Raw genomic sequence first — 20175 nt, forward strand, 5'->3', positions numbered from 1 at the left:
AAGGAGGTGTATTGACACGGATACGATTTGGGCTAAAATTCAAACGATTGCCGAAAATAGCAATGGGTTTGTTAAGACTTCGGATATTGAAGCGGCTGGAATCAGCAGACCGATGCTGAAGAAGTATGTTGATATGGGAAAATTAGATCCAGTGCGGAAAGGGCTATATACTTTGACCGATGAATTTACTGACGAGTTTGCGCTTCTTCAGGCGCAAAGCGCAAAGATAATATATTCATATGGCACCGCACTGTTCTTTTGGGGGATGTCGGACAGGACGCCGAACATCTTGGATATAACACTGCCTCGCGGAACGAACATCAGTAGATTAAGGCGCGATAATCCGAATTTGCGTTGTCATTATGTGCAGACAGAAGTTTACGATCTTGGAATAACAGAAACAAAATCCCCTCAAGGCGGGATGGTAAAGCTTTATGACCGAGAGCGCTGTATTTGTGATGTGATTCGGGATAAGGATCAAATTGAGCTGCAGCTTTTTACGCAGGCAATTAAGGACTATTTCAAGACAAATCCGAATAACAGAAAACTGCTGAAATATGGCAAGATATTTGGAATTGAAGATAGGATTAGAACATATATGGAGGTTTTATAATGAAGACACCGGAGCAACTAAAAGGAGCCATTCGCAGCATGGCAGCGAAGAAAAATCTTCGTGCACAGGAGGTACTGCAGATGTTTTTATTTGAAAGAATCATCGAGCGTTTGGCAGTCTCATCCTTTCGGAACAATTTTATTTTGAAGGGCGGGCTTTTGATATCATCAATGATCGGTATTGGTGAACGCACTACAATGGATATGGACACAACGGTGCGTGGTATTCAGATGGAAGAAGATGAAATCGTTGCAGCTGTAAAGCAAATTATTTCAACGGATGTCAACGACGGCATTTCATTTGAATATGAAAAAATCGAACCGATTCGAGAGGAGGATGCCTATAATAATTTTCGTGTACATTTGCGGGCAAAATACGGAAAAATTGACAGTCCTATGAAAATTGATGTCACAACCGGAGACATTATAACACCGGCAGCGATACAATATGATTTCCCGTTGATTTTCGATGAAAAAACAGTTTCTATAATGGCATATACTTTGGAAACGGTTCTTGCTGAAAAATATGAAACGATTATCCGTAGAAATATCGGAACAACCCGGGCAAGAGACTTTTATGATTTACATACTCTTTTCCGGAGTCGAAAAGAAGAAATCAATGTGGACATTTTACGCATGGCAGTCATACATACTGCTCAAAAGAGAGGGTCCGTGGAGGATATCCGCGATTGGAAAGCGATTATCAAGGATATACGTGAAGAGCCGCAGATGTATCTTTTGTGGGATAAGTATATTGTCGAAAATAAGTATATTGGGGAGCTTGAATTTCATCAAGTCCTTGACACAGTGGATGAAGTAGCGAACTTGCTGGCATTCTGAAAAACAGCATATGTGCTCTTTTCCCAGTGGATTGACTATGGCGAACAAATCTGTTATAATATCCATATCAGTATCAAGTTTGGCTACGGTCGAACACAGTTTAACAGAGTTTATCAAAGTGTCATTTGCAATTATGCAGATGGCACTTTTTTTGTTTTCCGGCCAATTTATCTTGGGCATAAGCCAGCAGTCTTTCGAGATTGCTGGCTTTTGTTATATATCAAGGCGGCAATCCCGTCAGAAAAGAAAGGAGCATGAAATATGCAAAAACAATGTCAGGATGGTTTTTACACCACATTCAGTTCCTATCGTAAAATGCTTGATTATCACCAGGAACAGTCTATGAACAGCCGTTGGATCAAAAGTAAGGTCAGCGACCTTGAGATTCAGCCGTTGGGCAAAGGCTCTGCTCTGAGTGCTGATCTGTCGGCTTTTGCGGCAGGAACCACACAGGACGCTGTGGATGACACAGCGGACAATCTCGGTCTGGCAATGCGTGTTAACGGAGAACTCTTCCCTATGCGCATGACAGCCTACAAAAGTCTTTTGGACAGGGCAAAAATTGGTGGCACGGCGCTTCCTAAACTGAGCCGTGAAGTGCTGGCGGAGGTATTAAACGCCTGCCTGCGCCTTTATTCAGCAGATGCACTTTTGCTGATTCGTGATGAGAAGGTAGCAGCAGTTCATTCTGGCGATGCAGTTGATTATTCGGTGCTGCCAGTAGATGAACTTCTCGCTACATTGAAGGGAAAGTTGGATGCACAATTCAACGGAAATGTATTTGAGTCTGGATACTGTGACCATGCGATGGTAAGCGCGTCATGGACAATGCCGAATCAGAAAGAAGATTTGATTGGAACATATGCGAAACTTTTGTCCTCACTGGGGAAGGGGACGATGTCTTCCAAACTGATGCCGGGAGTTCGTTTTATGAGTTCGGATACCGGAGTGGCTTCGGCAAAGGTTTCGGCTCTCCTGATGAGTGGAAAATGTTCTATCCATATCGGGGGCTGCATCGCAGTTGACCACAGGCATCAGTCCAAGGTTTCCGACTTTGATACGGCGTTGGATCAGCTGTTTGCCCAATTTGGGGATAGCATTGCCAAACTGCAGAAACTGCTGGAGATCCATTTGGATTATCCGGTAAATGCAATGACCAGGGTATGTAAAAAACTGAGTCTGCCCAAAAAGGCTGCAGTCGAAGCTATCGCCATGTACGAGATGGCATACGGAGGCGGTCCGGCGACAGCCCATGACGTATTTCTTGCCATGCAGGAGATCCCGTTTATTTTGAGGATTGAGAATACGCCGGAAAGTAAGATGTTGGTCATAGAAGAAAATATGGCTCGTGCGCTTTCATTCAGGTGGAGTGATTATGACCTTGCAAAGGCGGTGAGTTACTGATGGCAAAACCAATTATTCTTTGTGATACCGCAGGTATGACGAATGACAGATGGCTGGAATGCCGTATGCACGGCCCTAAAGGTGATATTCCTTATACAGTGGGCGGTAGCGATGTTGCAGCTATTTTTGGTGTATCACCATGGACGACTCCGCTGGAGCTGTGGAAAATCAAAAAAGGGCAAATGAAGCCTGCAAAAAAAGCCAATGCCAATCAATTGCAAATGGGGCATCTTTTGGAACCGATTGCTGCCTATTGGTATGGTGCAAAGACAGGCAACACCGTTATGGAAGACACGAATCTATATCAGCACGCAGATCATTCTTATGCTCTTGCCAATTTCGACCGGCGCTTTACACGGGCGTCCGATAACGAACCGGGAATTTTGGAGTGTAAAAGCTGTACTTATCACAAAGCGGATGAGTGGGCAGATGGAGCGATTCCGCTCTACTATGAACTGCAGCTGAGGTTTTATCTTGCGGTAGCGGATGTGAACATTGGAGCTTTTTCTGCCGTTTGGGGAAATAATCCGGACAATGATCTGGCAATGCCTGAGATTATTCGTGATAAGGCGAAGGAGGATATGATTTTTGAACGCCTGGATGAATGGATCTGGAGCCTTGAGAATGATAAACCCCCGACAATGGCGGATGTTGCACCAAAGCTTGCTTTGGAGTCACTGGCAAGGATTTATGGTGCAAGTCAGGCGGGACTTCCAACAATAGAGTTTTCCCGCAAGTATGAATCGCCCTTGCGCAGAATCGCAATGCTTCAAGGGAAGATCTCTGAATGCAACAGAGAAATCAAAACATATGAAAAGGAGATTGAAGCACATAGTGTGCGAATTGCCGAAGTCATGAAGGAGCATGAGCATGGCGTCTTAGAAACGACCAGCGATAAGCTTTTGATTGATTTCGTGACAAAAACAACCCGCAGGCCCGATTCCAAAGCCTTGAAGAAAAAATACCCGGCAATTTATACTGATGTTCTAAAAGCATCGGAAAGCCGCAAGGTAAAGGTGTCGGTCCAGCCAATTTAGAAAGGAGACCATAATGGAAAACATTTATCATGAAGGTTGGGAGCAGGAGTTGGTTTATCAGTTCCTGCCATATGACAGGTGCAAAAAGAGGGCGTATATCTGCTCGCCGCTCAGTGCAGACACGAATGAAGGGATTGCACAGAACATGCAGGCGACAAGGGCGTATATGTTCTATGCCATGAAAAAGATGGGCATGAACGCAAGTGCGCCACATGCGTATCTCCCGATGATCCTTTGCGACAATATTCCATCTGATAGAGCGCTTGCCCTTCAGTTCGGTCTGGAACTGCTGAAAGGCAGCGATATCCTGCTGATATGCGGTAACCGGATCAGCAGTGGGATGCGTGGGGAAATTGCCCATGCAATCTGCCTGAAGATGCCGATGATTGCTTTTGATGAGGGTGTATACCTGCAAGTACAAAAGGAACTGACAAAGCGTGGCTGCGATAAGCGGAAAGTTCGCCTGGACAGGGAGAATTTCTTGATGGGTATCTCTGCTCCTTTGTCATATCTTGAAAATGCGGCGATGTTCCGATGAAAGGACAACTGGCTGCAGCTTCACAAAAAACTCCCGTTGTATCTTTGGATACGATTCGGGAGTTTTTTGTATCTATAACACGACTCAGAGAAAGGAGTAAAAATTTTGCTATGTGAATTTGATAGGCTCATATATCCACAAAGTATTACGGCTGTTGATGCCAGCAGTTATATGATTGCGCTCTACAACCCATGCGAAAAGATCAAAGATAGCACAGGGAACACGGTTACACAGGTGAAGGCAGTGGGATATTGCTTACCTATATCGAGCAACCTGCGCTACGACATGTTTGGGCATTGGAGTAAAAACCCCAAATTTGGCATCCAGTTTGAAGTGGAGAGTTATAACGAAGTGATAATACCGACGAAGGAAGGCATTATTGCCTATCTTTCTTCCGGGCAGATTAAAGGGATTGGTCCAAAAATAGCGGAGAAAATTTACGCAGCTTTTGGTCAGCAGTCACTGGAGATACTGGATAAAGAACCGGAAAGGCTCCTTGCCATACCGGGTATCAGTGAGATAAAACTGAAAAAAATCTATGATTCCTATCTGGTCAATCGTGGCGCCCGGGATGTGGTGGCGTTTCTGTCACCACATGGCATTACGCCGAACCGAGCGGTACGCCTGTATAAGGAGTATGGGGAAAAGACGATGGATATTGTAAAAAATCATCCCTATCAGCTCTGCGACATGGCCGGGATTGGTTTCAAGACGGCAGACCATATCGCTATGAGCATGGGGTTTGACCGGCTATCGACAGAGCGTGTGGATGAAGGACTCTTGTATACGCTGGAGGATGCGGAAGCCAAAGGTCATCTCTGCATGGAGAAACATGAGTTTGTGAAAGCCTGCCTAAAAATTCTGGATACGCCTGCGTTAACAGCAGAAATGGTGGCGAACCGTGCCGCCAGGCTGGTTTTCGGCGGACAGTTGGTGTCGTACCAGGGCAATGTGTATAGGGCAAAGACCGCACATGTGGAAGAACAGCTTGCCTCCGCCATTCATCAGCAAATGAAGTACCGGAAGATGCACAGCTATGGGGATTTGGATGCTGCCATAGATGCAGAGGAGCAGAAGCTGAAAATGAAGTTTGCACTGGAGCAGCGCGAAGCGGTAAAGATGGCTCTGACGCAGGGGCTTTCCATTATCACTGGTGGACCTGGAACAGGAAAGACTTTGATACAACGTGCCATTTTAGATATTTATCAAAAAAACAATCCCAAAAGTGAAATCTGCTGTTGTGCCCCTACGGGTAGGGCAGCAAGGAGGATGGAGCAGGCAACTGGTGTTTCGGCTTCAACTGTTCATAAAGCCCTTGGGCTGATGGCGGATGAGGACGGAGACTATGATGGACCCGAAGCGCTTACTGCAGATCTGATTGTGGTAGATGAGATTTCCATGCTGGATGTTTATCTGGCTGAATATCTGTTTGATGCAGTGAAATATGGCGCCCAGATGGTGCTGATTGGCGATGCAGATCAGCTGCCTTCAGTGGGACCTGGCGCAGTGCTCAGTGAGATGATTGCCAGCGGATGTATCCCAGTTGTACGGTTGGACAAGGTATTTCGCCAGAATGCGGGAAGCCGCATTGCGACAAATGCGAAGCTGATCCGCCATGGGAATGTGGGCCTGGAGTATGGGAATGACTTTCAGTTTATCAATTCTCCCAGGCTTTCTGATTCTGCTGAACTCATTGTCGATCTTTATCTGCAGGAAACGAAAGAATACGGGGTCGATAATGTGGCGCTGCTTACGCCATACCGGCAGAAGACGGAAACCGGAGTCAATGCACTGAATGAGTGTTTGCGTGAGAAGGTGAACCCTCCGGATACGCAGAAACCGGAAGTTGTTTTCGGAAACCGGAAATTTCGGTGTGGGGACAAGGTCATGCAGATCAAAAACCATGATGATGTCAATAACGGTGATATCGGGTATGTCAGAAAAATTATTCGCATTGGCGATGACACTACGGTTCATGTGGACTTTGGTGACGGGCGCATGAAAGAGTACGATTCCAGTGAATTGGATATGTTGGATTTAGGTTATGCCTCTACTATCCATAAATCACAGGGAGCGGAGTACCAGTCCGTCATCATCAATCTGCAATGCGCCCATTCCATCATGCTGACGAGGCCTCTTATCTATACGGCAATTACACGAGGAAAAGAGCGTGTAACCATTGTCGGGGAAAAAAGGGCGCTTTGTATTTCCATTAAAAGAACTGACACAGAAAAACGCGGCACCTGCCTTGCTAAGCGGCTGCAGGCGCTTGCTTGAAGAAAGGAGCAGCTATGGCTACAATATTAGATCAATATCTTGAGAAACAAAATACCATCAGATCCCAGATTGCTGAGAACAGCCTTCCCCCGGAGGACTTGCTGATTATGCAGGAACTCAATTATCGCATTTGCGTCTTGGAGACATTTCAATCTTTTTGCAAGTCTGCGCCAATTACACTGGATACAAAGGTCATGGGCTATCACTTTCAGATGGTAGATGCGTATGTGCGCTTCACCTTAAATGAAAGACGATTTGGATTAAAAGCCGATGCAGAAGGCCAGAAACGACGTGAAACAGCACTGAGCTCTTTTGAGCATGTTGTACAGGACGGCAGAAAGCGGTTTTCCAGCTTTAAGGCAGGGACGCAGGAGCAGTACAAAATAAGTATCAGTCAATATATCCATACAATTCTGCCAGTTTGGATGCAGTATCGGAACACATATATCAATTTATAAGGAGGCTACAATTATGAGTCAGAATAACTCGAATGAGAAGGCGGCAATGCTCGCTAAGATCGAAACAATTCATCAGGTGGATGGATTTGATCCCACACCATTTGCTGTGGATTATACGGACTTGGGAACCGGAGAGGTGCGTAAGCGCCTTCCGGTCATGATACAGATGGCGTGGTTCCGTCTGAAATATCCAGAAGGACGCATTGCTGTACAGGTGAATCCTGCAAAGGATTGCTTTGTGGCAACAGCCCGCGTGTATCCAAACTATAAGGATGCGGCGGACTGTTATCTGGCAGAAGCGACGGCATCCAGAGGATATTGTGAGGAGAAACCTTCAGTTTCACCACGGGAATGGGCACAGACGGCTGCTGTTGGAATTGCTCTACGAAATGCAGGCTTTGGACTTCAGTTTTCCATGGCAGGTGAAGATTTTGAGTCTTCTGCTGTGGATGAACTGGGAATCTCCGCCGATCAGGCTCAAACAGTATCAGCAGAGAAACAAGAGATGACAGAACCAAAATCGGAACCGGCACAAGAGGAATATACCGTAATTGAACCGGTACAAAAGGAACTGACTCCAGAAGAAAAGCTGGCACAGGCAATGAATGTGCCTTGCCCAATCTCAAAATTCAGCGGAAAAACACTTGGAGAGGTATTATCGCTGGATCCCGGTGCAATTAAATGGGTGGCAACAAAATTCACTGGCGGCGAGGAAATTAAAGCTGCTGCGAAACTGATTTGTGAATTTTCTATTCAACAGACAATTGCATAACAGGTGCTAAAGACCAGGGGATTCATGCAGTCATCCTCTGGCCGTGAACAAGACGAAAAGGAGGACAAAAAAATGTGTAAAAGAACGAAAAAACTTCGTTTCAAATGGGAGCTTGGAGATGAAATGGTCTCACTGCATGTCAACCAATATGCTTATGACGGGCGGTTGCACATCGGTATGATTAATTATGGAGAAGATGGTCCGGAACCCTTTGCAGACATGACGATCAATCTACCGGCATATGATCTGGAGGATAACGAAGCATTCATTAACGGAGATATCAGTAAAGATCTGTTAAGGTTTATCAGGGAGAACAAACTGGGAAAAGTGCTGCCTTACACCGTGAAATCCGGATATGGCAGATATGCGGCGGTGGCCTTCGATCTGGAAAAGCTGGCGGAATACGATCCTTCAGGGGTTGCGTCGTTTAAGGAAAACTGTGGGTTATAGGGAAAACAGCAATGAGAAGAGGCGGGGGACAGCGTGCTGTTCCCCGCAAGTTTGAAAAAGGAAAGGAGGCAGCATGGAAATATTTCATATGAGCGACGTTGTTTCGCTGCTGGGAATCCCGATGCCGCCGTCTGGAAGAAGCTCCTATTATGTGCAGTGTCCCTGCTGTGACGAAAACCCACGGAAAAAGCATTTGAACATCAATTTGAAAAAAGAAGTGTATCGCTGCCCGCGGTGCGGAATATCTGGTGGTATATTTGATCTGTACTCATTATATACCGGGGTTCCGCGTGACAAAGTGCGAAAAGCTCTGGTGGAGAAACTGGGAATGCCTGATAACCGGCCTAAACCCCAAAAGAGGATACAGCCGCAGGCAAAGCCTGAATGCCCAATAACGGATGTTGATACCCGACATGCCACATACAGTGCGCTGCTCGATAAGCTGACGCTGGCGGCAGACCATAAAGAGAACCTGCTTGGCAGAGGGTTGATGGAGGATGACATTATTCGGCTTGGATACAGGACAACACCTGTGGTCGGTATGACAGCGATTGCCGGCAAACTTCAGTCCGAAGGGATGTACTTAGCTGGGGTTCCTGGTTTTTACAGGAATGAAAGCGGTACATGGACTTTCATTCATGAAGAACGCGGTATCTTAATTCCAATGAGAGATCGGAAAGGAAGAATTCAGGGGCTTCAGATACGCAGAGATAAGGTGAAAAAGAGAAAATTTCGATGGGTATCCAGTACAGAGCGGCCGGATGGTTGCCCTGCAGAAGGATGGACACATCTTGCAGGCCCGGTTAGGCCTATGCTGGTGCTGACAGAAGGTCCTATGAAAGCTGACGTGATTCATGCACTGACTGGTCTAACAGTGCTGGCGGTTCCTGGTGTTAATTCTCTGACACAGCTTGAAACAACCCTTAGCGATTTACGTGCAGAAGGGGTTGCAGAGATTAAGACTGCTTTTGATATGGATTTTGCGACCAATTACCATGTACAAAACGGTTACAACAATCTTCTCAGTCTTCTTGGCAATATGGGATTTCAGTTCGGTACGTACCTGTGGGATCCACGCTATAAGGGACTGGATGATTATATCTGGGAATATTGTTTTCAAAAGAAGCATTAAAACTGGGGTGGAGCAAAAATGCTTCACCCTTTTTCGTGCGTTTTTTCAATCGAATGCGTATAAAAGTTGTAAATACGCATGGCGAATCGTGTAATGATAAATATAAGAATAATTTTTGCAGGAGGTATACATATGTTAATCGCAATCGACCACGGCAACTACGCTGTAAAGACCACAAACCATTCCTTTATTTCCGGGCTTTCTGAGCACACGGTGAAGCCGCCCATGACAGATGAGATTGTGGAGTATGGAGGAAAATATTGGACCTTGAGCGGACGCCGTCTGAGTTATATGAGGGATAAAACCCAGGATGACCGATATTTCATCTTGACATTATTTGCAATCGCCAAAGAACTGGAGAACAGAGGCAATTATACGCCGGTCGAACAGATTCAGCTGGCTGTTGGACTACCACCTGAGCATTTTGGCGCTTTAAAAGACAGATTCGCCAATTATTTCAAAAGAGACGGAATTATCAAATTTGTTTATGGTGACAGGCCATACAGCATTAAGATAGACCGTGTTATGGTGTTCCCGCAGGCATATGCCGCTGTTATTCCCCAGAGCAGTCTGGTGGTTCATACGGTTCGTATGTTTATCGTTGATATTGGTGGTTATACCACCGATGTGCTGCTCTTGAAGAATGGAAAACCAGATTTGCAGTTTTGCCGGAGCCTGGAAACTGGTATTATTACTATGAACAATGAAATCATACGAAAGGTTGGTGCGCTTCATGATATGCGTATCGAAGATGAGCATATTAGTGCAGTGCTTCAGTGCGAGAATACCATTCTGCCGGAGGATGTCAAGGAGACAATTCGTGAAGCGACGAAGTTACATGCACAGGATATTCTGAACCAGCTTAGAGAATTGCAAGTGGATTTGCGTTCTAATCCGGCAGTTTTTATCGGAGGGGGAAGTATTCTTTTAAGGCCTTTCCTGATAAATTCGCCTCTGGTAGCAAAGGCGGATTTTGTGGAATCTCCGAATGCAAATGCTCTGGGATATGAAATGTTGGGCAGGAAAACGCTTTCTCTTCGTCCACTTGGATAAGGGACGGAGGGACAATATAATGAAAAAGGATGGAAAATACCGCTTCTCGCTTCAATTTAGCGCAGATTCAGAGGAACAGGTAAGGGCTGGAGAGTTGCTTGAAAGGCTGGGAAACAGGAAAAGTGCGGTTGTTGTTGCAGCCTTGAATGATTATCTTGATTCTAACCCGAATTTACAGGATGCACATTGTAAAATAGAAGTCAAACTAACACCTGGCTATAATCGAGATGGAATTGAGGAAATCATACGGCGCATTGTTGAGGAAAGACTTGCAGCGGTTCGCCGTGACGAACCCCAGATGGCTTTTTCAGAGGAGAGTAAGACAGATACTCTGGAGGCAGACATTGCACAGATGTTGGACAACCTGGATATGTTTTCATAGACCGACAGTGCATATAATAGGTTCAACGATGGCTTTTTAACGCTTGAAAATTAAAAAAGTCCATGTAAATGAGTTGATATTCCACTTATAGTGCGTATATTGGAATATCAAGTTCTTCAATTCCATTGTCAGATTATATAAAATAGAAATGTAAGGAGAATGTAAAACCATGGACTATGTTATTTTAGGCAAGAATATTCGGAAGTACCGACAAATGCGCGGATTGCGCCAGGAAGATTTGGCGGAGATCTGTGATTGCGGGAATAGCCATATCGGCCAAATAGAAAATGCGAGAGGGATTCCAAGTCTGGATATGATTGTACGGATTGCAAATGCTCTTTCAGTAACAGTAGATCAATTGCTCAGAGAGTATTATTCGGAACCTGAGAAGGTCTATTTGCGAGAGATTGCGGAACGTATTGAGAAGTATCCGGTAAAGCAGCGTGTATACGCTTGCGAAGGTCTGGCTGAATTTTTAAATACCATTGAAAAATTCAGTCAAACAGATGAATGATACGCATATAACCAAACAGAAAAAAGTTTACGCTTTATAGAACGGCTATGCTACACGAAAGTGCAGTATGGTCGTTTTTTGTTATCTCAAAACAAGGAGGTGGTCCCATTGGATTAAACCATTGACAGCTGCAAAAAGGTAACAAGTCGAGAAAATTAAGGCACGCCATCACGGCGTGCCTTAACTTTTGCCCTGGTGGTGTGCCCCGTAAGGAGGTACAAAGATGAACCACCAGCAGAAGTCTGAACGTGACGAGCTGCGGGCCAGATTTACAGTTTGGCTGGAAACTACAGTTTACCGGGCCAGACTCAAATATTTGGAACGGGAGAAACCCAAGGTAGATACAGTTTCAATTGAGGAATTACCAGAGAGCGCTTTATCTGTTTTTGAACAAACCTCATATTGTGAAATATCAGGATCTGCTTTTGATTTTGAAGAGGAACGGTTGGCAGAGGCGTTTGCAAAACTGCCAATAAAACGACAGGAGATACTGACAATGCTGTTTGTGGAGGAGCGAAAACCGGAGGAAATTGCCCGGCTATTAAATTGTTCTCCGCAGCATGTTTACGACCAGCGTTATCAGGCATTGAAGAAGCTGCGCATAGCATTGACAAAGGACGGTGATAAATTTTGAATCACATAGAATTTGAAAAGATGCTTCAGGCGGCAGTTTCCGGCAGTCATGAGGCTCTGGAGCAACTATTTTTGCTGTATGCACCGTTAATTGATAAACATAGTAAAATTGACGGCCGGATAGATGAAGATTTAAGACAGTATCTATTGATACATATCGCACTCAATATTTCAAAATTTGTCATTTAGGTGAAGACGGCCTCAGGTTTTTCTGAGGCCGTTTTCATATTTTTATAAATTCTGTTCGAGATTTGAGAGATGATGAGGCTTTTTGTAGGTAAAGGCATCCCCATGCCATGGCACCTTGACAACTTCATAGCCTCCAACTCTACGTTCCCGAACCGAGAAGCGGCTATCCGTTTGTGTGGCGAGCAAAACCATGAGCACTGATATACGGGCGGCACCCGTATAACGCAATGATCCGGCCGGGGATAATGATACTTCCGTAATTCGCGGCCCGGCCACAATGCAGGCGGGGAGATGAGATATCTATGGATCTGCAGCCACAGACGGAGAAGGAGGCGGTTATTTTGAAATAAATTATTTTTTATAGTAAGGAGGCTGCTTATGGGCTACAAAAGGAAAGATGTAGAGCAGACGAAGCAGTATGCAAAAAAGTTTGTGCGCTACAAAGAAGGAGCAGAGAAGTACAGCCTTGGGCTGACAAAGTTTCAGGAACTCGCAAAAGAAGCAAAAGCTGTCTATAAGATTGATGGCATTGCTTTAGTTAATTGCGAAATTTTTGAAAAGTTTTTGGAGTCATTCCGAGAATTTTGAAGTGGGTGATGCTTCATGGCTTTTTTACATAAAGGGGCTTTATGCGCTTTAGGGCTTGACTTTCTGTCTTACAATAAGTATAATAAAATACATGTGGAGGTAGCGGTATGACGAAAATGGGTAGACCGAAGCTGGACAACGCAAAGCGTCAATCCATTACAGTTCGGTTATCAGACAAAACCTATGATGAGTTGATCAGGTATGCTGCTGAACACAAGATGACAAAGACAGAGGTTGCCCTGCGAGGTTTGGAAGAGTATTTGTCCAAGCAAAAATAAGTGCTGTGAGTCCCTTCTTCATTATTGAAGGAGGTAACAGACATGGCAAAGACACGGAAAGATGAGCGGGGAAGAGCACTCAGGAAAGGAGAAGTACAGAGGGCATCAGACAAGCGGTATATGTACACCTATACTGATCCGTTGGGCAGGCGTAGGTCCATATACGCACAGGATTTGGCAACGCTTCGAGAAAAAGAGAAGCAGCTGATGAAGGATCAATTGGATGGTTTGGATCTGTATGTTGCAGGTAAGGCCACCATAAATGATACCTATGATCGATATATATCTACGAAGTATGATTTGCGAGCGACTACACGCAGCAATTACGATTACATGTATAATCGCTTTGTCAGACATACTTTCGGTAAGAAGAAAATCGCAGGCACTAAGTATTCAGACGTACTCCAGTTTTACTGCTACTTGCTTAAAAAGGAAAAGTTATCGTTAGGGACGCTGGACTCAGTTCATACCCTGCTTCATCCGACATTCCAATTGGCGGTTCGAGATGAAATCATTCGGAAAAATCCGTCAGACGGAGTCATGAAGGAAGTCAGCAAGAAAGCAGATAAGACAAGAGGCGTGAGACATGCTTTAACGAGAGAGCAGCAACGAGCATTTATGGATTATATTTCCAATCACCCAGTGTATTATCATTGGTGGCCGTTATTTACGGTTTTGCTTGGAACTGGCTGCCGAATCGGAGAAGCACTGGGACTTCGATGGGATGATCTTGATTTTGATAATCGGATTCTGAGTATTAATCACAGTCTGGTTTATTACCCGGTTGGAGAATCGAGAAAGTCTGTTCTGCGGATATCAAAGCCGAAGACGGAGGCAGGTATCAGAACGATCCCTATGCTTGATATTGTACGTGATGCTTTTCACATGGAGCACGAGGAGCAGGAAGAAACAGGATTCAACGAGACCGAGATTGATGGAATGACGGGTTTTGTATTTGTCAATCGTTTTGGCTCAGTTTTAAATCCGCAGGCTGTGAATCGTACTATTAAGCGAATTATCAGTGGGTACAATGCGGAAGAGGTTATCAATGCTAAGCGTGAGCGGCGAGAGCCGATTATTCTTCCAGATTTCTCCTGTCATCACTTGAGGCATACCTTTTGTACAAGACTCTGTGAGCATGAAACAAATTTAAAAGTGATTCAGGCAATTATGGGCCATCGGAATATTGAAACGACGATGGATATCTATGCCGAAGCCACTGATCAAAAGAAGCAGGAATCTTTTGAAAACTTATCTAAATTGGACATCTTTTAGGAAGGGTTCTCAGCGTGAGAAGCTGACAACAAACTTTCTGCGAAGACAACAGTTTGACAACAATTTTCTTTTTTCCCTGATGTAATACGAAGCACTGTGAAGAATGGGGAAGCAAGGAAATGAAGGGATTTGAACCGATATGATAGCATGTAAGTTGGTGGGAAAACTTTTCCCGACGATGAAGTCATTAGGTGGCTCTGATAGCGGGAAGAAGGCAGAAAAGAGCGTACAGGCTGAGGAAAAATCGGCTGTAAAAATCGATTTTTCGAATGTAAAAATTGAACCATTGTTTGAAGAAATGATTGATTTTGATACGTTTGCCAAGTCAGATTACCGCGCTGTAAAGATTAAAGCATGTGAAGAGGTTCCGAAGAGCAAGAAGCTTCTGAAGTTCATACTGGACGACGGAACAGATACAGAGCGCGTGATTTTAAGCGGAATTCGTGAGTATTATGAACCGGAAGATCTGATCGGAAAGACAGCGATTGCAATCGTAAATCTGCCTCCGAGAAAGATGATGGGCATTGATTCCTGTGGTATGCTGATCTCAGCAGTACATGAGGAAGACGGAAGAGAAGGCCTGAATCTGCTGATGGTGGATGACCGGATCCCGGCGGGAGCGAAGCTGTACTAAGAGATTGAAAATCGTATCAAAAACAGCAAAAATTCAAGCATTTAAGCCAAGTGATGCAGTGATTTATGTAAAGGTTTTATCATGTGGAAAAGGTGACACTTTTATAAGAGATTTGAAAGGTGACTTACTTCGGTAGGTTGCCTTTTCTTTTTGTGGAGTTTTGAATGAATTTAAAGAATGTGATGAAATATTCTGAACTGAATTGATTGTAAAACATTATTGAATGTACTATAATTTATTTAGGTAAATATGACGCAGATAAATGTGATAAATTAAATAATAAGATTTGAAGATTTTGCTATGGAAAAATGATAGGTTGGTACAATGATATGCCGGAAGCGATTTATAATCCTGCGGTGTATTTTAAAAATACGTATGAAGACGAGTGGATCATGGATGAATTATCTAAGGAGATGATTTTAGATGTTGACAAATCGGTAGTAATCAGTCCACGAATCATTGATAGTCCGGTGTTAGGTGGAATTACTCCGAGGCCGGATCTGCACTCCAAAGCGGTTTCAGACCCACAAACACATTGTTTTTGAACATTTCGCTGGAGAGGTAAGCCTGTGCGTGTTCTGCGCTGTCAAAGCCGTGAAGAACCTGAACATCCTCATCACGGATCAACAAGTTTTTTGTCAATGCTCCTTCAATTGTGTCAAGGAACGGCTGGCGGCAGTCGGTATAAACCTTTGCGGCAGCAGAACGGTTAGCATTGTCAATTTTCATTGTGATTTCAGGGTAAGCATTTACTTTCATAATTAAAAACCTCCTAATTTCTAACTTTAGGCTCACTGCTGGGTCTGGCTCTATTATAGGGATACCGCTTTAGGACAGCAAGATATAGTGAAATTTATTAGTTGATAATAAATTAAATTATAATTTGTATATTTAAAGTATGTTTGATATGCTTTTATCAGGTGGGAGGTAAGCGAAATGTTTAAACCCAAATTAGAAAAAGATATCCGGTGCCCCTTAGAATATGGACTTGACATCTTTGGCCGCAAATGGAAATTAAGAGTGATCTGAGTTTTGGCAGAGAAAAAAACATTAAGATACAGTGCGTTACGAAAGGAAATGACCAATATAACGGATACTGTTTTGGCATCTACATTGAAGGTGCTGATGGCAGATGGTCCGGCGCATACCATAAAGAGGATAGTGAAAACACATTATTGCAATGCCAAAAATGTGATTACATTTGAAAAACGATAAAATGGAGCAAGCAGGTATTGGTCACTGTGTTTGTTCCATTTTTTTCAGATAGCGCAGTGTGATGTTTGGTTGCGCCTACGGTGAAGTTTTGACCATGCAGGTGATAAAAGGATAAATAAAGGACAATTCGAGAAAAGATTTAGGATTGAATAATGGACAAAAAAGATAAAACAGCCAACCGGCGTGGCCGTTTTACGTCTTGTTGTTCAGTTCCTTCATAATGCCGAGGAGATAAGCCATAGACTTGGGATTCAATTTTTTTGCTTCGTCGATAAATTCCTGCAGTGTCTCCGGATAAGGGTTTCCTTCATCGAAGAATTCCTGAGGTGTTACGCCCAAATATTCGCAGATGTAAAAGAAGGATTGCATGGACGGAAGTGATTTTTTATTTTCAATGTTATTGATGTAGTTGTTTGCTTGCCCCAACGACAATGACATGTCGCGTGCAGATACACCCTTTTGTGATCGCAATTTTGCCAGCCGTTCCGGGACAAAATCTTCATACATCGCCTTCACCTCCCATTCTCTAATAGATTGTACCTCACACATTTGCTTTATTCGCAAAAATAAAAGGGGTGTTTACATTGACCTGAAAAAATAAATCTATTATAATTAGGTAAAATAAAAAAATATAACTATCGAACGGGGGATACAATGAAAGGAAAGGCGTGCTGTATTACTGGGCATAGGGACATGCCCGGTGAAGAGATCAGCAGCGTAAAGGAAGCTCTGCATGAGGAAATAAAAAAAGCGGTGAAGGATGGCTTCACTGTCTTTATATCTGGTTTTGCAGATAGTGTGGATCAATATTTTGCAGAGGTTGTTTTGGAGCTGCAGAAAGAAAACGGGGACTTAAAACTGATTGCGGTGCTCCCAAATCGAAGCCAAGTGGATAGATTAAATCGTAGGGAATAAACAAGTGTCTTGCTGAATGCCGTACTGAGATGGTAGTGATCCAGGGAAAATACCACCCCAGTGCCTATTCGCAGCACGACCGGTATATGGTCGTGTATAATAGAAACGGAGTTGTAGTCTAATCCATGATAAGATTAAATTTTTAATTGTTATTCTATAGGAAAAATCCTAAGTGCAAGTTTGCAGATTAGTAAAAGAGATATGGAAAAGAAGGGAAACCGGATATGATTGATAAAATGCCAAGTATGGACTTATGAATTTGTATGGTGGAAACTCTAAGTATGGAGAAAACATTTATGTTGCTGAAGATAATTATGAAAAGGCGAAGGAGATTTTAAGAAAAATGGGGCTGATTTAATTTCAAATCCCGGTTTGTCAGCTTGTGAGGACAAGCGTCATGTACAGCATACGTTAGCTGGAATGGCTGGGGACAAGCTAGTTAGGAGGTGACATGAAAGGATTTAACCGAAAAAATCAATTATTTTCCCTTTGTGGTTTAAACTGCGGGCTTTGTCCCATGTTTTTGAGTAGACACTGCCCCGGCTGCGGGGCAGCGAGGGAAATCAATCTTGTAAAATTGCAGGATGCAGCATGGAGCATGATGGAGTAGAATACTGCTTTCAGTGCGGCGAATATCCTTGCTTGAAATATGAGCATATTGACGACTATGATTCTTTTATAACACATGGAAACCAAAAAGATGATATGAAAAAGGCTCATCAGATCGGAATGGAAGACTATAACGCAGAGCAGGAAGAAAAGGTACGTATCCTGGACATTCTACTTGCCGACTACAACGACGGGAGGAAAATAGACGCTGTTCTGTGTGGCAGTCAATCTGCTGGATCTGCAAGACCTACAGGTGGTACTCAGGCAAATTAAGGACAGAGCTGATTTGGAAACACTGACGCTTGAAGAAAAAAGTGCTTTTGCTGCATGGTTGCTGAAGGTGGCAGCAGCGAAAAAAAATTTGAGTTGAAACTGCGAAAGAAAAAGTGAGAATTTGGATATAGCCATCATTCATTAAGGGATGAAAATTAGAGAACCGAAGTCGGTATGTATCCGGTTCTTAGAAAGGACACAAGAAAAGAGGTTTATTTTTGGTAAGAGAGTATCTGCATATGAATGTTTATGATGCGTTTTTAGCACGAGTGCATTTTCTCTTTGAGGAGTTTGATCATATCTATGTCTCTTTTTCCGGCGGCAAGGACAGCGGTTTGCTGCTCAATCTGGTTCTGGATTACCGGAATCAGCACTATCCGGAAAAAGCCATTGGCGTGTTCCATCAGGATTTTGAGGCACAGTATTCCGTGACGACTGAGTATGTGGAACGCACCTTTGAACGGATCAAGGATCAGGTTGAGCCTTATTGGGTTTGCCTGCCTATGGCCACTAGAACCGCATTAAGCAGCTACGAGATGTACTGGTATCCATGGGATGATACGAAGAAGGAACTTTGGGTTCGGGAGATGCCTCAAAAAGAATACGTCATCAACCTGGAAAATAACAAAATGACTACATACCGTTACCGGATGCACCAGGAGGACTTGGCAAAACAGTTCGGGCGCTGGTACCGGGACGCACATGACGGCGGAAAAACGGTATGCCTGCTTGGAATGCGGGCAGATGAATCCCTGCAGCGTTACAGTGGATTCCTGAATAAAAAATACGGGTATAAGGATACCTGCTGGATCAGCAAGCAATTTAAAGATGTCTGGTGCGCCTCTCCTTTATATGACTGGTCTACGGATGATGTATGGCACGCCACCTATTTATTTGATTACGACTATAACCGCCTGTATGATCTCTATTATATGGCTGGTCTGAAGCCCTCGCAGATGCGTGTAGCTTCCCCGTTTAACGACTATGCGAAGGACGCCCTGAATCTGTACCGCGTCATAGACCCAGAGATTTGGTGCAGGCTGGTAGGGCGTGTACAGGGAGCAAACTTTGCCTCCATTTATGGGAAGACCAAAGCGATGGGCTACCGGAATATTACGTTGCCAGAAGGTCATACGTGGAAATCCTATACAAAGTTTTTATTGGATACGCTGCCGAAAAGACTGCGAAATAACTATGCGAAGAAATTTAATACCTCTATCCAGTTCTGGCATGGGACAGGCGGAGGATTGGATGAGCCTGTGATTCAGGAGCTTCAGGCGAAGGGGTATCAAATAAAACGAAACGGTGTCTCCAATTATACATTGAACCAAAAATCACGGATTGTATTTGTGGGCCCCATACCGGATCACACGGATGATATCAAATCCACAAAGGATATCCCCAGTTGGAAACGGATGTGTTACTGCATTTTAAAAAATGACCATATCTGCCGCTTCATGGGATTTGGGATGACACGGCAGCAGCAGAACCGGCTGGACATGATACGCCGCAAATACAAAAGCATAGAGGAATTCGATTATGAAGTACAAAAGCCCAGTTTATAATGTGATGGCTGTTCCGATAGAGAAGGTACGGCCCAATAACTACAATCCCAATAAGGTTGCACCGCCTGAAATGAAATTGCTCTATGAGAGTATAAAAGAGGATGGATATACGATGCCAGTCGTATGCTATTATGTAAAATCGGAGGATATTTATCTGATTGTGGATGGCTTCCACCGATATCAGGTGATGATGGATCATCCGGATATTTATGAAAGGGAACAGGGATTGCTGCCAGTTTCGGTGATTGAGAAACCTATTGATAAGCGTATGGCCAGTACCGTTCGTCATAACAGGGCACGCGGCTCCCATGATGTGGATTTGATGAGCAACATCGTAAAAGAGCTTCATGAATTTGGGCGGTCTGACGCCTGGATCTCAAAACATTTGGGAATGGATAGAGATGAAATTTTGCGTCTCAAGCAAATTACGGGACTTGCCGCGTTATTCAAGGATATAAAATTTGGAGAAGCGTGGCACCCTGTAGAGGAAGAGGCAGCAAAAGAGTAAATAATATAGATGAATGAAAGTAGT

26 protein-coding genes and 1 pseudogene are annotated in these 20175 nt (G+C 43.9%); 25 read left to right on the forward strand and 2 right to left on the reverse strand.

Annotation, left to right across the window (positions count from 1 at the left end):
- Positions 1-46 precede the first annotated feature (46 nt).
- The 20 genes and pseudogenes from NQ502_RS10575 to NQ502_RS19405 all read left to right on the forward strand — a co-directional run bounded on the left by NQ502_RS10575 (position 47) and on the right by NQ502_RS19405 (position 15611).
- A complete protein-coding gene (locus NQ502_RS10575) occupies positions 47-613 on the forward strand; it encodes a type IV toxin-antitoxin system AbiEi family antitoxin domain-containing protein (RefSeq protein ID WP_242830282.1) in 567 nt (188 codons plus the stop codon).
- Positions 613-1452, forward strand: coding sequence for a nucleotidyl transferase AbiEii/AbiGii toxin family protein (locus NQ502_RS10580; protein WP_023043075.1), 840 nt, complete (start codon positions 613-615; stop codon positions 1450-1452). The genes NQ502_RS10575 and NQ502_RS10580 overlap by 1 nt, the downstream gene beginning before the upstream one ends.
- Before the next feature lie 261 nt (positions 1453-1713).
- The gene (locus tag NQ502_RS10585; RefSeq protein WP_023043074.1) at positions 1714-2856 is read left to right on the forward strand and encodes a hypothetical protein; all 1143 of its coding nucleotides are present in this window, start codon (positions 1714-1716) and stop codon (positions 2854-2856) included.
- Positions 2856-3893: a YqaJ viral recombinase family nuclease gene (locus NQ502_RS10590; protein ID WP_023043073.1), complete on the forward strand. Its 1038-nt coding sequence runs from the start codon at positions 2856-2858 to the stop codon at positions 3891-3893. The genes NQ502_RS10585 and NQ502_RS10590 overlap by 1 nt, the downstream gene beginning before the upstream one ends.
- Before the next feature lie 13 nt (positions 3894-3906).
- A complete protein-coding gene (locus NQ502_RS10595; RefSeq protein ID WP_023043072.1) occupies positions 3907-4431 on the forward strand; it encodes a DUF7768 domain-containing protein in 525 nt (174 codons plus the stop codon).
- Positions 4432-4602: 171 nt separating this feature from the next.
- Positions 4603-6708, forward strand: a complete 2106-nt coding sequence (recD2, locus tag NQ502_RS10600; RefSeq protein WP_260046750.1) for an SF1B family DNA helicase RecD2 — start codon at positions 4603-4605, stop codon at positions 6706-6708.
- Positions 6705-7166, forward strand: a complete 462-nt coding sequence (locus tag NQ502_RS10605) for a hypothetical protein (protein ID WP_028529332.1) — start codon at positions 6705-6707, stop codon at positions 7164-7166. Before recD2 ends, NQ502_RS10605 begins: the two co-directional genes overlap by 4 nt.
- Before the next feature lie 13 nt (positions 7167-7179).
- The gene (locus NQ502_RS10610) at positions 7180-7938 is read left to right on the forward strand and encodes a hypothetical protein (protein ID WP_023043069.1); all 759 of its coding nucleotides are present in this window, start codon (positions 7180-7182) and stop codon (positions 7936-7938) included.
- Between the two features lie 72 nt (positions 7939-8010).
- Positions 8011-8388, forward strand: a complete 378-nt coding sequence (locus NQ502_RS10615) for a DUF4313 domain-containing protein (protein WP_023043068.1) — start codon at positions 8011-8013, stop codon at positions 8386-8388.
- Positions 8389-8461: 73 nt separating this feature from the next.
- On the forward strand, positions 8462-9520 hold the full coding sequence (locus NQ502_RS10620; protein ID WP_023043067.1) for a DUF3854 domain-containing protein: 1059 nt from the start codon (positions 8462-8464) through the stop codon (positions 9518-9520).
- Between the two features lie 132 nt (positions 9521-9652).
- Positions 9653-10573 (forward strand): ParM/StbA family protein, encoded by a 921-nt coding sequence (locus NQ502_RS10625; protein WP_023043066.1) that lies wholly within the window; start codon positions 9653-9655, stop codon positions 10571-10573.
- 19 nt (positions 10574-10592) lie between these two features.
- Positions 10593-10955 carry a hypothetical protein gene (locus NQ502_RS10630; protein WP_016295837.1) on the forward strand — a complete coding sequence of 121 codons (363 nt, stop codon included), beginning with the start codon at positions 10593-10595 and terminating at the stop codon, positions 10953-10955.
- A 169-nt stretch (positions 10956-11124) separates the two neighbouring features.
- Positions 11125-11469 (forward strand): helix-turn-helix domain-containing protein, encoded by a 345-nt coding sequence (locus NQ502_RS10635; protein WP_023043065.1) that lies wholly within the window; start codon positions 11125-11127, stop codon positions 11467-11469.
- 223 nt (positions 11470-11692) lie between these two features.
- Positions 11693-12103, forward strand: coding sequence for a sigma-70 family RNA polymerase sigma factor (locus NQ502_RS10640; RefSeq protein ID WP_023043064.1), 411 nt, complete (start codon positions 11693-11695; stop codon positions 12101-12103).
- Positions 12100-12291, forward strand: coding sequence for a helix-turn-helix domain-containing protein (locus tag NQ502_RS10645; RefSeq protein WP_033140040.1), 192 nt, complete (start codon positions 12100-12102; stop codon positions 12289-12291). The genes NQ502_RS10640 and NQ502_RS10645 overlap by 4 nt, the downstream gene beginning before the upstream one ends.
- A 378-nt stretch (positions 12292-12669) precedes the next feature.
- Positions 12670-12879, forward strand: coding sequence for a DUF6462 family protein (locus NQ502_RS10650; RefSeq protein ID WP_016295841.1), 210 nt, complete (start codon positions 12670-12672; stop codon positions 12877-12879).
- 107 nt (positions 12880-12986) lie between these two features.
- On the forward strand, positions 12987-13157 hold the full coding sequence (locus NQ502_RS10655; protein ID WP_023043063.1) for a hypothetical protein: 171 nt from the start codon (positions 12987-12989) through the stop codon (positions 13155-13157).
- Positions 13158-13199: 42 nt separating this feature from the next.
- Entirely contained in the window at positions 13200-14432 is a 1233-nt protein-coding gene (locus NQ502_RS10660) for a site-specific integrase (protein WP_023043062.1), read from the forward strand.
- A gap of 166 nt (positions 14433-14598) precedes the next feature.
- Positions 14599-15066: pseudogene (locus tag NQ502_RS10665) on the forward strand (hypothetical protein); the annotation flags it as partial.
- A gap of 392 nt (positions 15067-15458) precedes the next feature.
- Complete coding sequence (locus tag NQ502_RS19405) at positions 15459-15611, forward strand: DUF4869 domain-containing protein (protein WP_327240970.1); 153 nt, start codon at positions 15459-15461, stop codon at positions 15609-15611.
- On the opposite strand, the gene NQ502_RS10675 is transcribed toward NQ502_RS19405, so the two are convergent.
- Positions 15550-15825, reverse strand: coding sequence for a hypothetical protein (locus tag NQ502_RS10675; protein WP_028529335.1), 276 nt, complete (start codon positions 15823-15825; stop codon positions 15550-15552). The two genes, NQ502_RS19405 and NQ502_RS10675, sit on opposite strands and share 62 nt — an antisense overlap.
- Positions 15826-16143: 318 nt before the next feature.
- Here NQ502_RS10675 and NQ502_RS19410 point away from each other — a divergent pair, with 318 nt between their 5' ends.
- Positions 16144-16281: a hypothetical protein gene (locus NQ502_RS19410; RefSeq protein ID WP_327240972.1), complete on the forward strand. Its 138-nt coding sequence runs from the start codon at positions 16144-16146 to the stop codon at positions 16279-16281.
- Between the two features lie 192 nt (positions 16282-16473).
- Here the strand turns inward: NQ502_RS19410 and NQ502_RS10680 are convergent, their stop codons facing one another.
- A complete protein-coding gene (locus NQ502_RS10680) occupies positions 16474-16788 on the reverse strand; it encodes a helix-turn-helix domain-containing protein (RefSeq protein ID WP_028529337.1) in 315 nt (104 codons plus the stop codon).
- 147 nt (positions 16789-16935) lie between these two features.
- On the opposite strand from NQ502_RS10680, the gene NQ502_RS10685 reads away from it, so the two are divergent.
- The 4 genes from NQ502_RS10685 to NQ502_RS10700 all read left to right on the forward strand — a co-directional run bounded on the left by NQ502_RS10685 (position 16936) and on the right by NQ502_RS10700 (position 20151).
- A complete protein-coding gene (locus NQ502_RS10685; RefSeq protein ID WP_049898268.1) occupies positions 16936-17196 on the forward strand; it encodes an SLOG family protein in 261 nt (86 codons plus the stop codon).
- Between the two features lie 591 nt (positions 17197-17787).
- Complete coding sequence (locus tag NQ502_RS19485) at positions 17788-18078, forward strand: hypothetical protein (RefSeq protein WP_341349425.1); 291 nt, start codon at positions 17788-17790, stop codon at positions 18076-18078.
- 218 nt (positions 18079-18296) lie between these two features.
- On the forward strand, positions 18297-19643 hold the full coding sequence (locus NQ502_RS10695) for a phosphoadenosine phosphosulfate reductase (protein ID WP_260046349.1): 1347 nt from the start codon (positions 18297-18299) through the stop codon (positions 19641-19643).
- On the forward strand, positions 19618-20151 hold the full coding sequence (locus tag NQ502_RS10700) for an IbrB-like domain-containing protein (RefSeq protein WP_028530313.1): 534 nt from the start codon (positions 19618-19620) through the stop codon (positions 20149-20151). Before NQ502_RS10695 ends, NQ502_RS10700 begins: the two co-directional genes overlap by 26 nt.
- Positions 20152-20175: the final 24 nt, after the last annotated feature.

The organism is Ruminococcus gauvreauii (genome assembly GCF_025151995.1).
Classification (GTDB): Bacteria; Bacillota; Clostridia; order Lachnospirales; family Lachnospiraceae; genus Ruminococcus_G; species Ruminococcus_G gauvreauii.

Bases quoted from the DNA above. Each gene is read 5' to 3' on its own strand.
- NQ502_RS10580 (WP_023043075.1), top strand. From the start codon at position 613: ATGAAGACACCGGAGCAACTAAAAGGAGCCATTCGCAGCATGGCAGCG.
- NQ502_RS10585 (WP_023043074.1), top strand. From the start codon at position 1,714: ATGCAAAAACAATGTCAGGATGGTTTTTACACCACATTCAGTTCCTAT.
- NQ502_RS10590 (WP_023043073.1), top strand. From the start codon at position 2,856: ATGGCAAAACCAATTATTCTTTGTGATACCGCAGGTATGACGAATGAC.
- NQ502_RS10595 (WP_023043072.1), top strand. From the start codon at position 3,907: ATGGAAAACATTTATCATGAAGGTTGGGAGCAGGAGTTGGTTTATCAG.
- recD2 (WP_260046750.1), top strand. From the start codon at position 4,603: ATGATTGCGCTCTACAACCCATGCGAAAAGATCAAAGATAGCACAGGG.
- NQ502_RS10610 (WP_023043069.1), top strand. From the start codon at position 7,180: ATGAGTCAGAATAACTCGAATGAGAAGGCGGCAATGCTCGCTAAGATC.
- NQ502_RS10615 (WP_023043068.1), top strand. From the start codon at position 8,011: ATGTGTAAAAGAACGAAAAAACTTCGTTTCAAATGGGAGCTTGGAGAT.
- NQ502_RS10620 (WP_023043067.1), top strand. From the start codon at position 8,462: ATGGAAATATTTCATATGAGCGACGTTGTTTCGCTGCTGGGAATCCCG.
- NQ502_RS10625 (WP_023043066.1), top strand. From the start codon at position 9,653: ATGTTAATCGCAATCGACCACGGCAACTACGCTGTAAAGACCACAAAC.
- NQ502_RS10630 (WP_016295837.1), top strand. From the start codon at position 10,593: ATGAAAAAGGATGGAAAATACCGCTTCTCGCTTCAATTTAGCGCAGAT.
- NQ502_RS10635 (WP_023043065.1), top strand. From the start codon at position 11,125: ATGGACTATGTTATTTTAGGCAAGAATATTCGGAAGTACCGACAAATG.
- NQ502_RS10640 (WP_023043064.1), top strand. From the start codon at position 11,693: ATGAACCACCAGCAGAAGTCTGAACGTGACGAGCTGCGGGCCAGATTT.
- NQ502_RS10650 (WP_016295841.1), top strand. From the start codon at position 12,670: ATGGGCTACAAAAGGAAAGATGTAGAGCAGACGAAGCAGTATGCAAAA.
- NQ502_RS10655 (WP_023043063.1), top strand. From the start codon at position 12,987: ATGACGAAAATGGGTAGACCGAAGCTGGACAACGCAAAGCGTCAATCC.
- NQ502_RS10660 (WP_023043062.1), top strand. From the start codon at position 13,200: ATGGCAAAGACACGGAAAGATGAGCGGGGAAGAGCACTCAGGAAAGGA.
- NQ502_RS19405 (WP_327240970.1), top strand. From the start codon at position 15,459: ATGGATGAATTATCTAAGGAGATGATTTTAGATGTTGACAAATCGGTA.
- NQ502_RS10675 (WP_028529335.1), bottom strand. From the start codon at position 15,825: ATGAAAGTAAATGCTTACCCTGAAATCACAATGAAAATTGACAATGCT.
- NQ502_RS19410 (WP_327240972.1), top strand. From the start codon at position 16,144: ATGACCAATATAACGGATACTGTTTTGGCATCTACATTGAAGGTGCTG.
- NQ502_RS10680 (WP_028529337.1), bottom strand. From the start codon at position 16,788: ATGTATGAAGATTTTGTCCCGGAACGGCTGGCAAAATTGCGATCACAA.
- NQ502_RS10685 (WP_049898268.1), top strand. From the start codon at position 16,936: ATGAAAGGAAAGGCGTGCTGTATTACTGGGCATAGGGACATGCCCGGT.
- NQ502_RS19485 (WP_341349425.1), top strand. From the start codon at position 17,788: ATGGAGCATGATGGAGTAGAATACTGCTTTCAGTGCGGCGAATATCCT.
- NQ502_RS10700 (WP_028530313.1), top strand. From the start codon at position 19,618: ATGAAGTACAAAAGCCCAGTTTATAATGTGATGGCTGTTCCGATAGAG.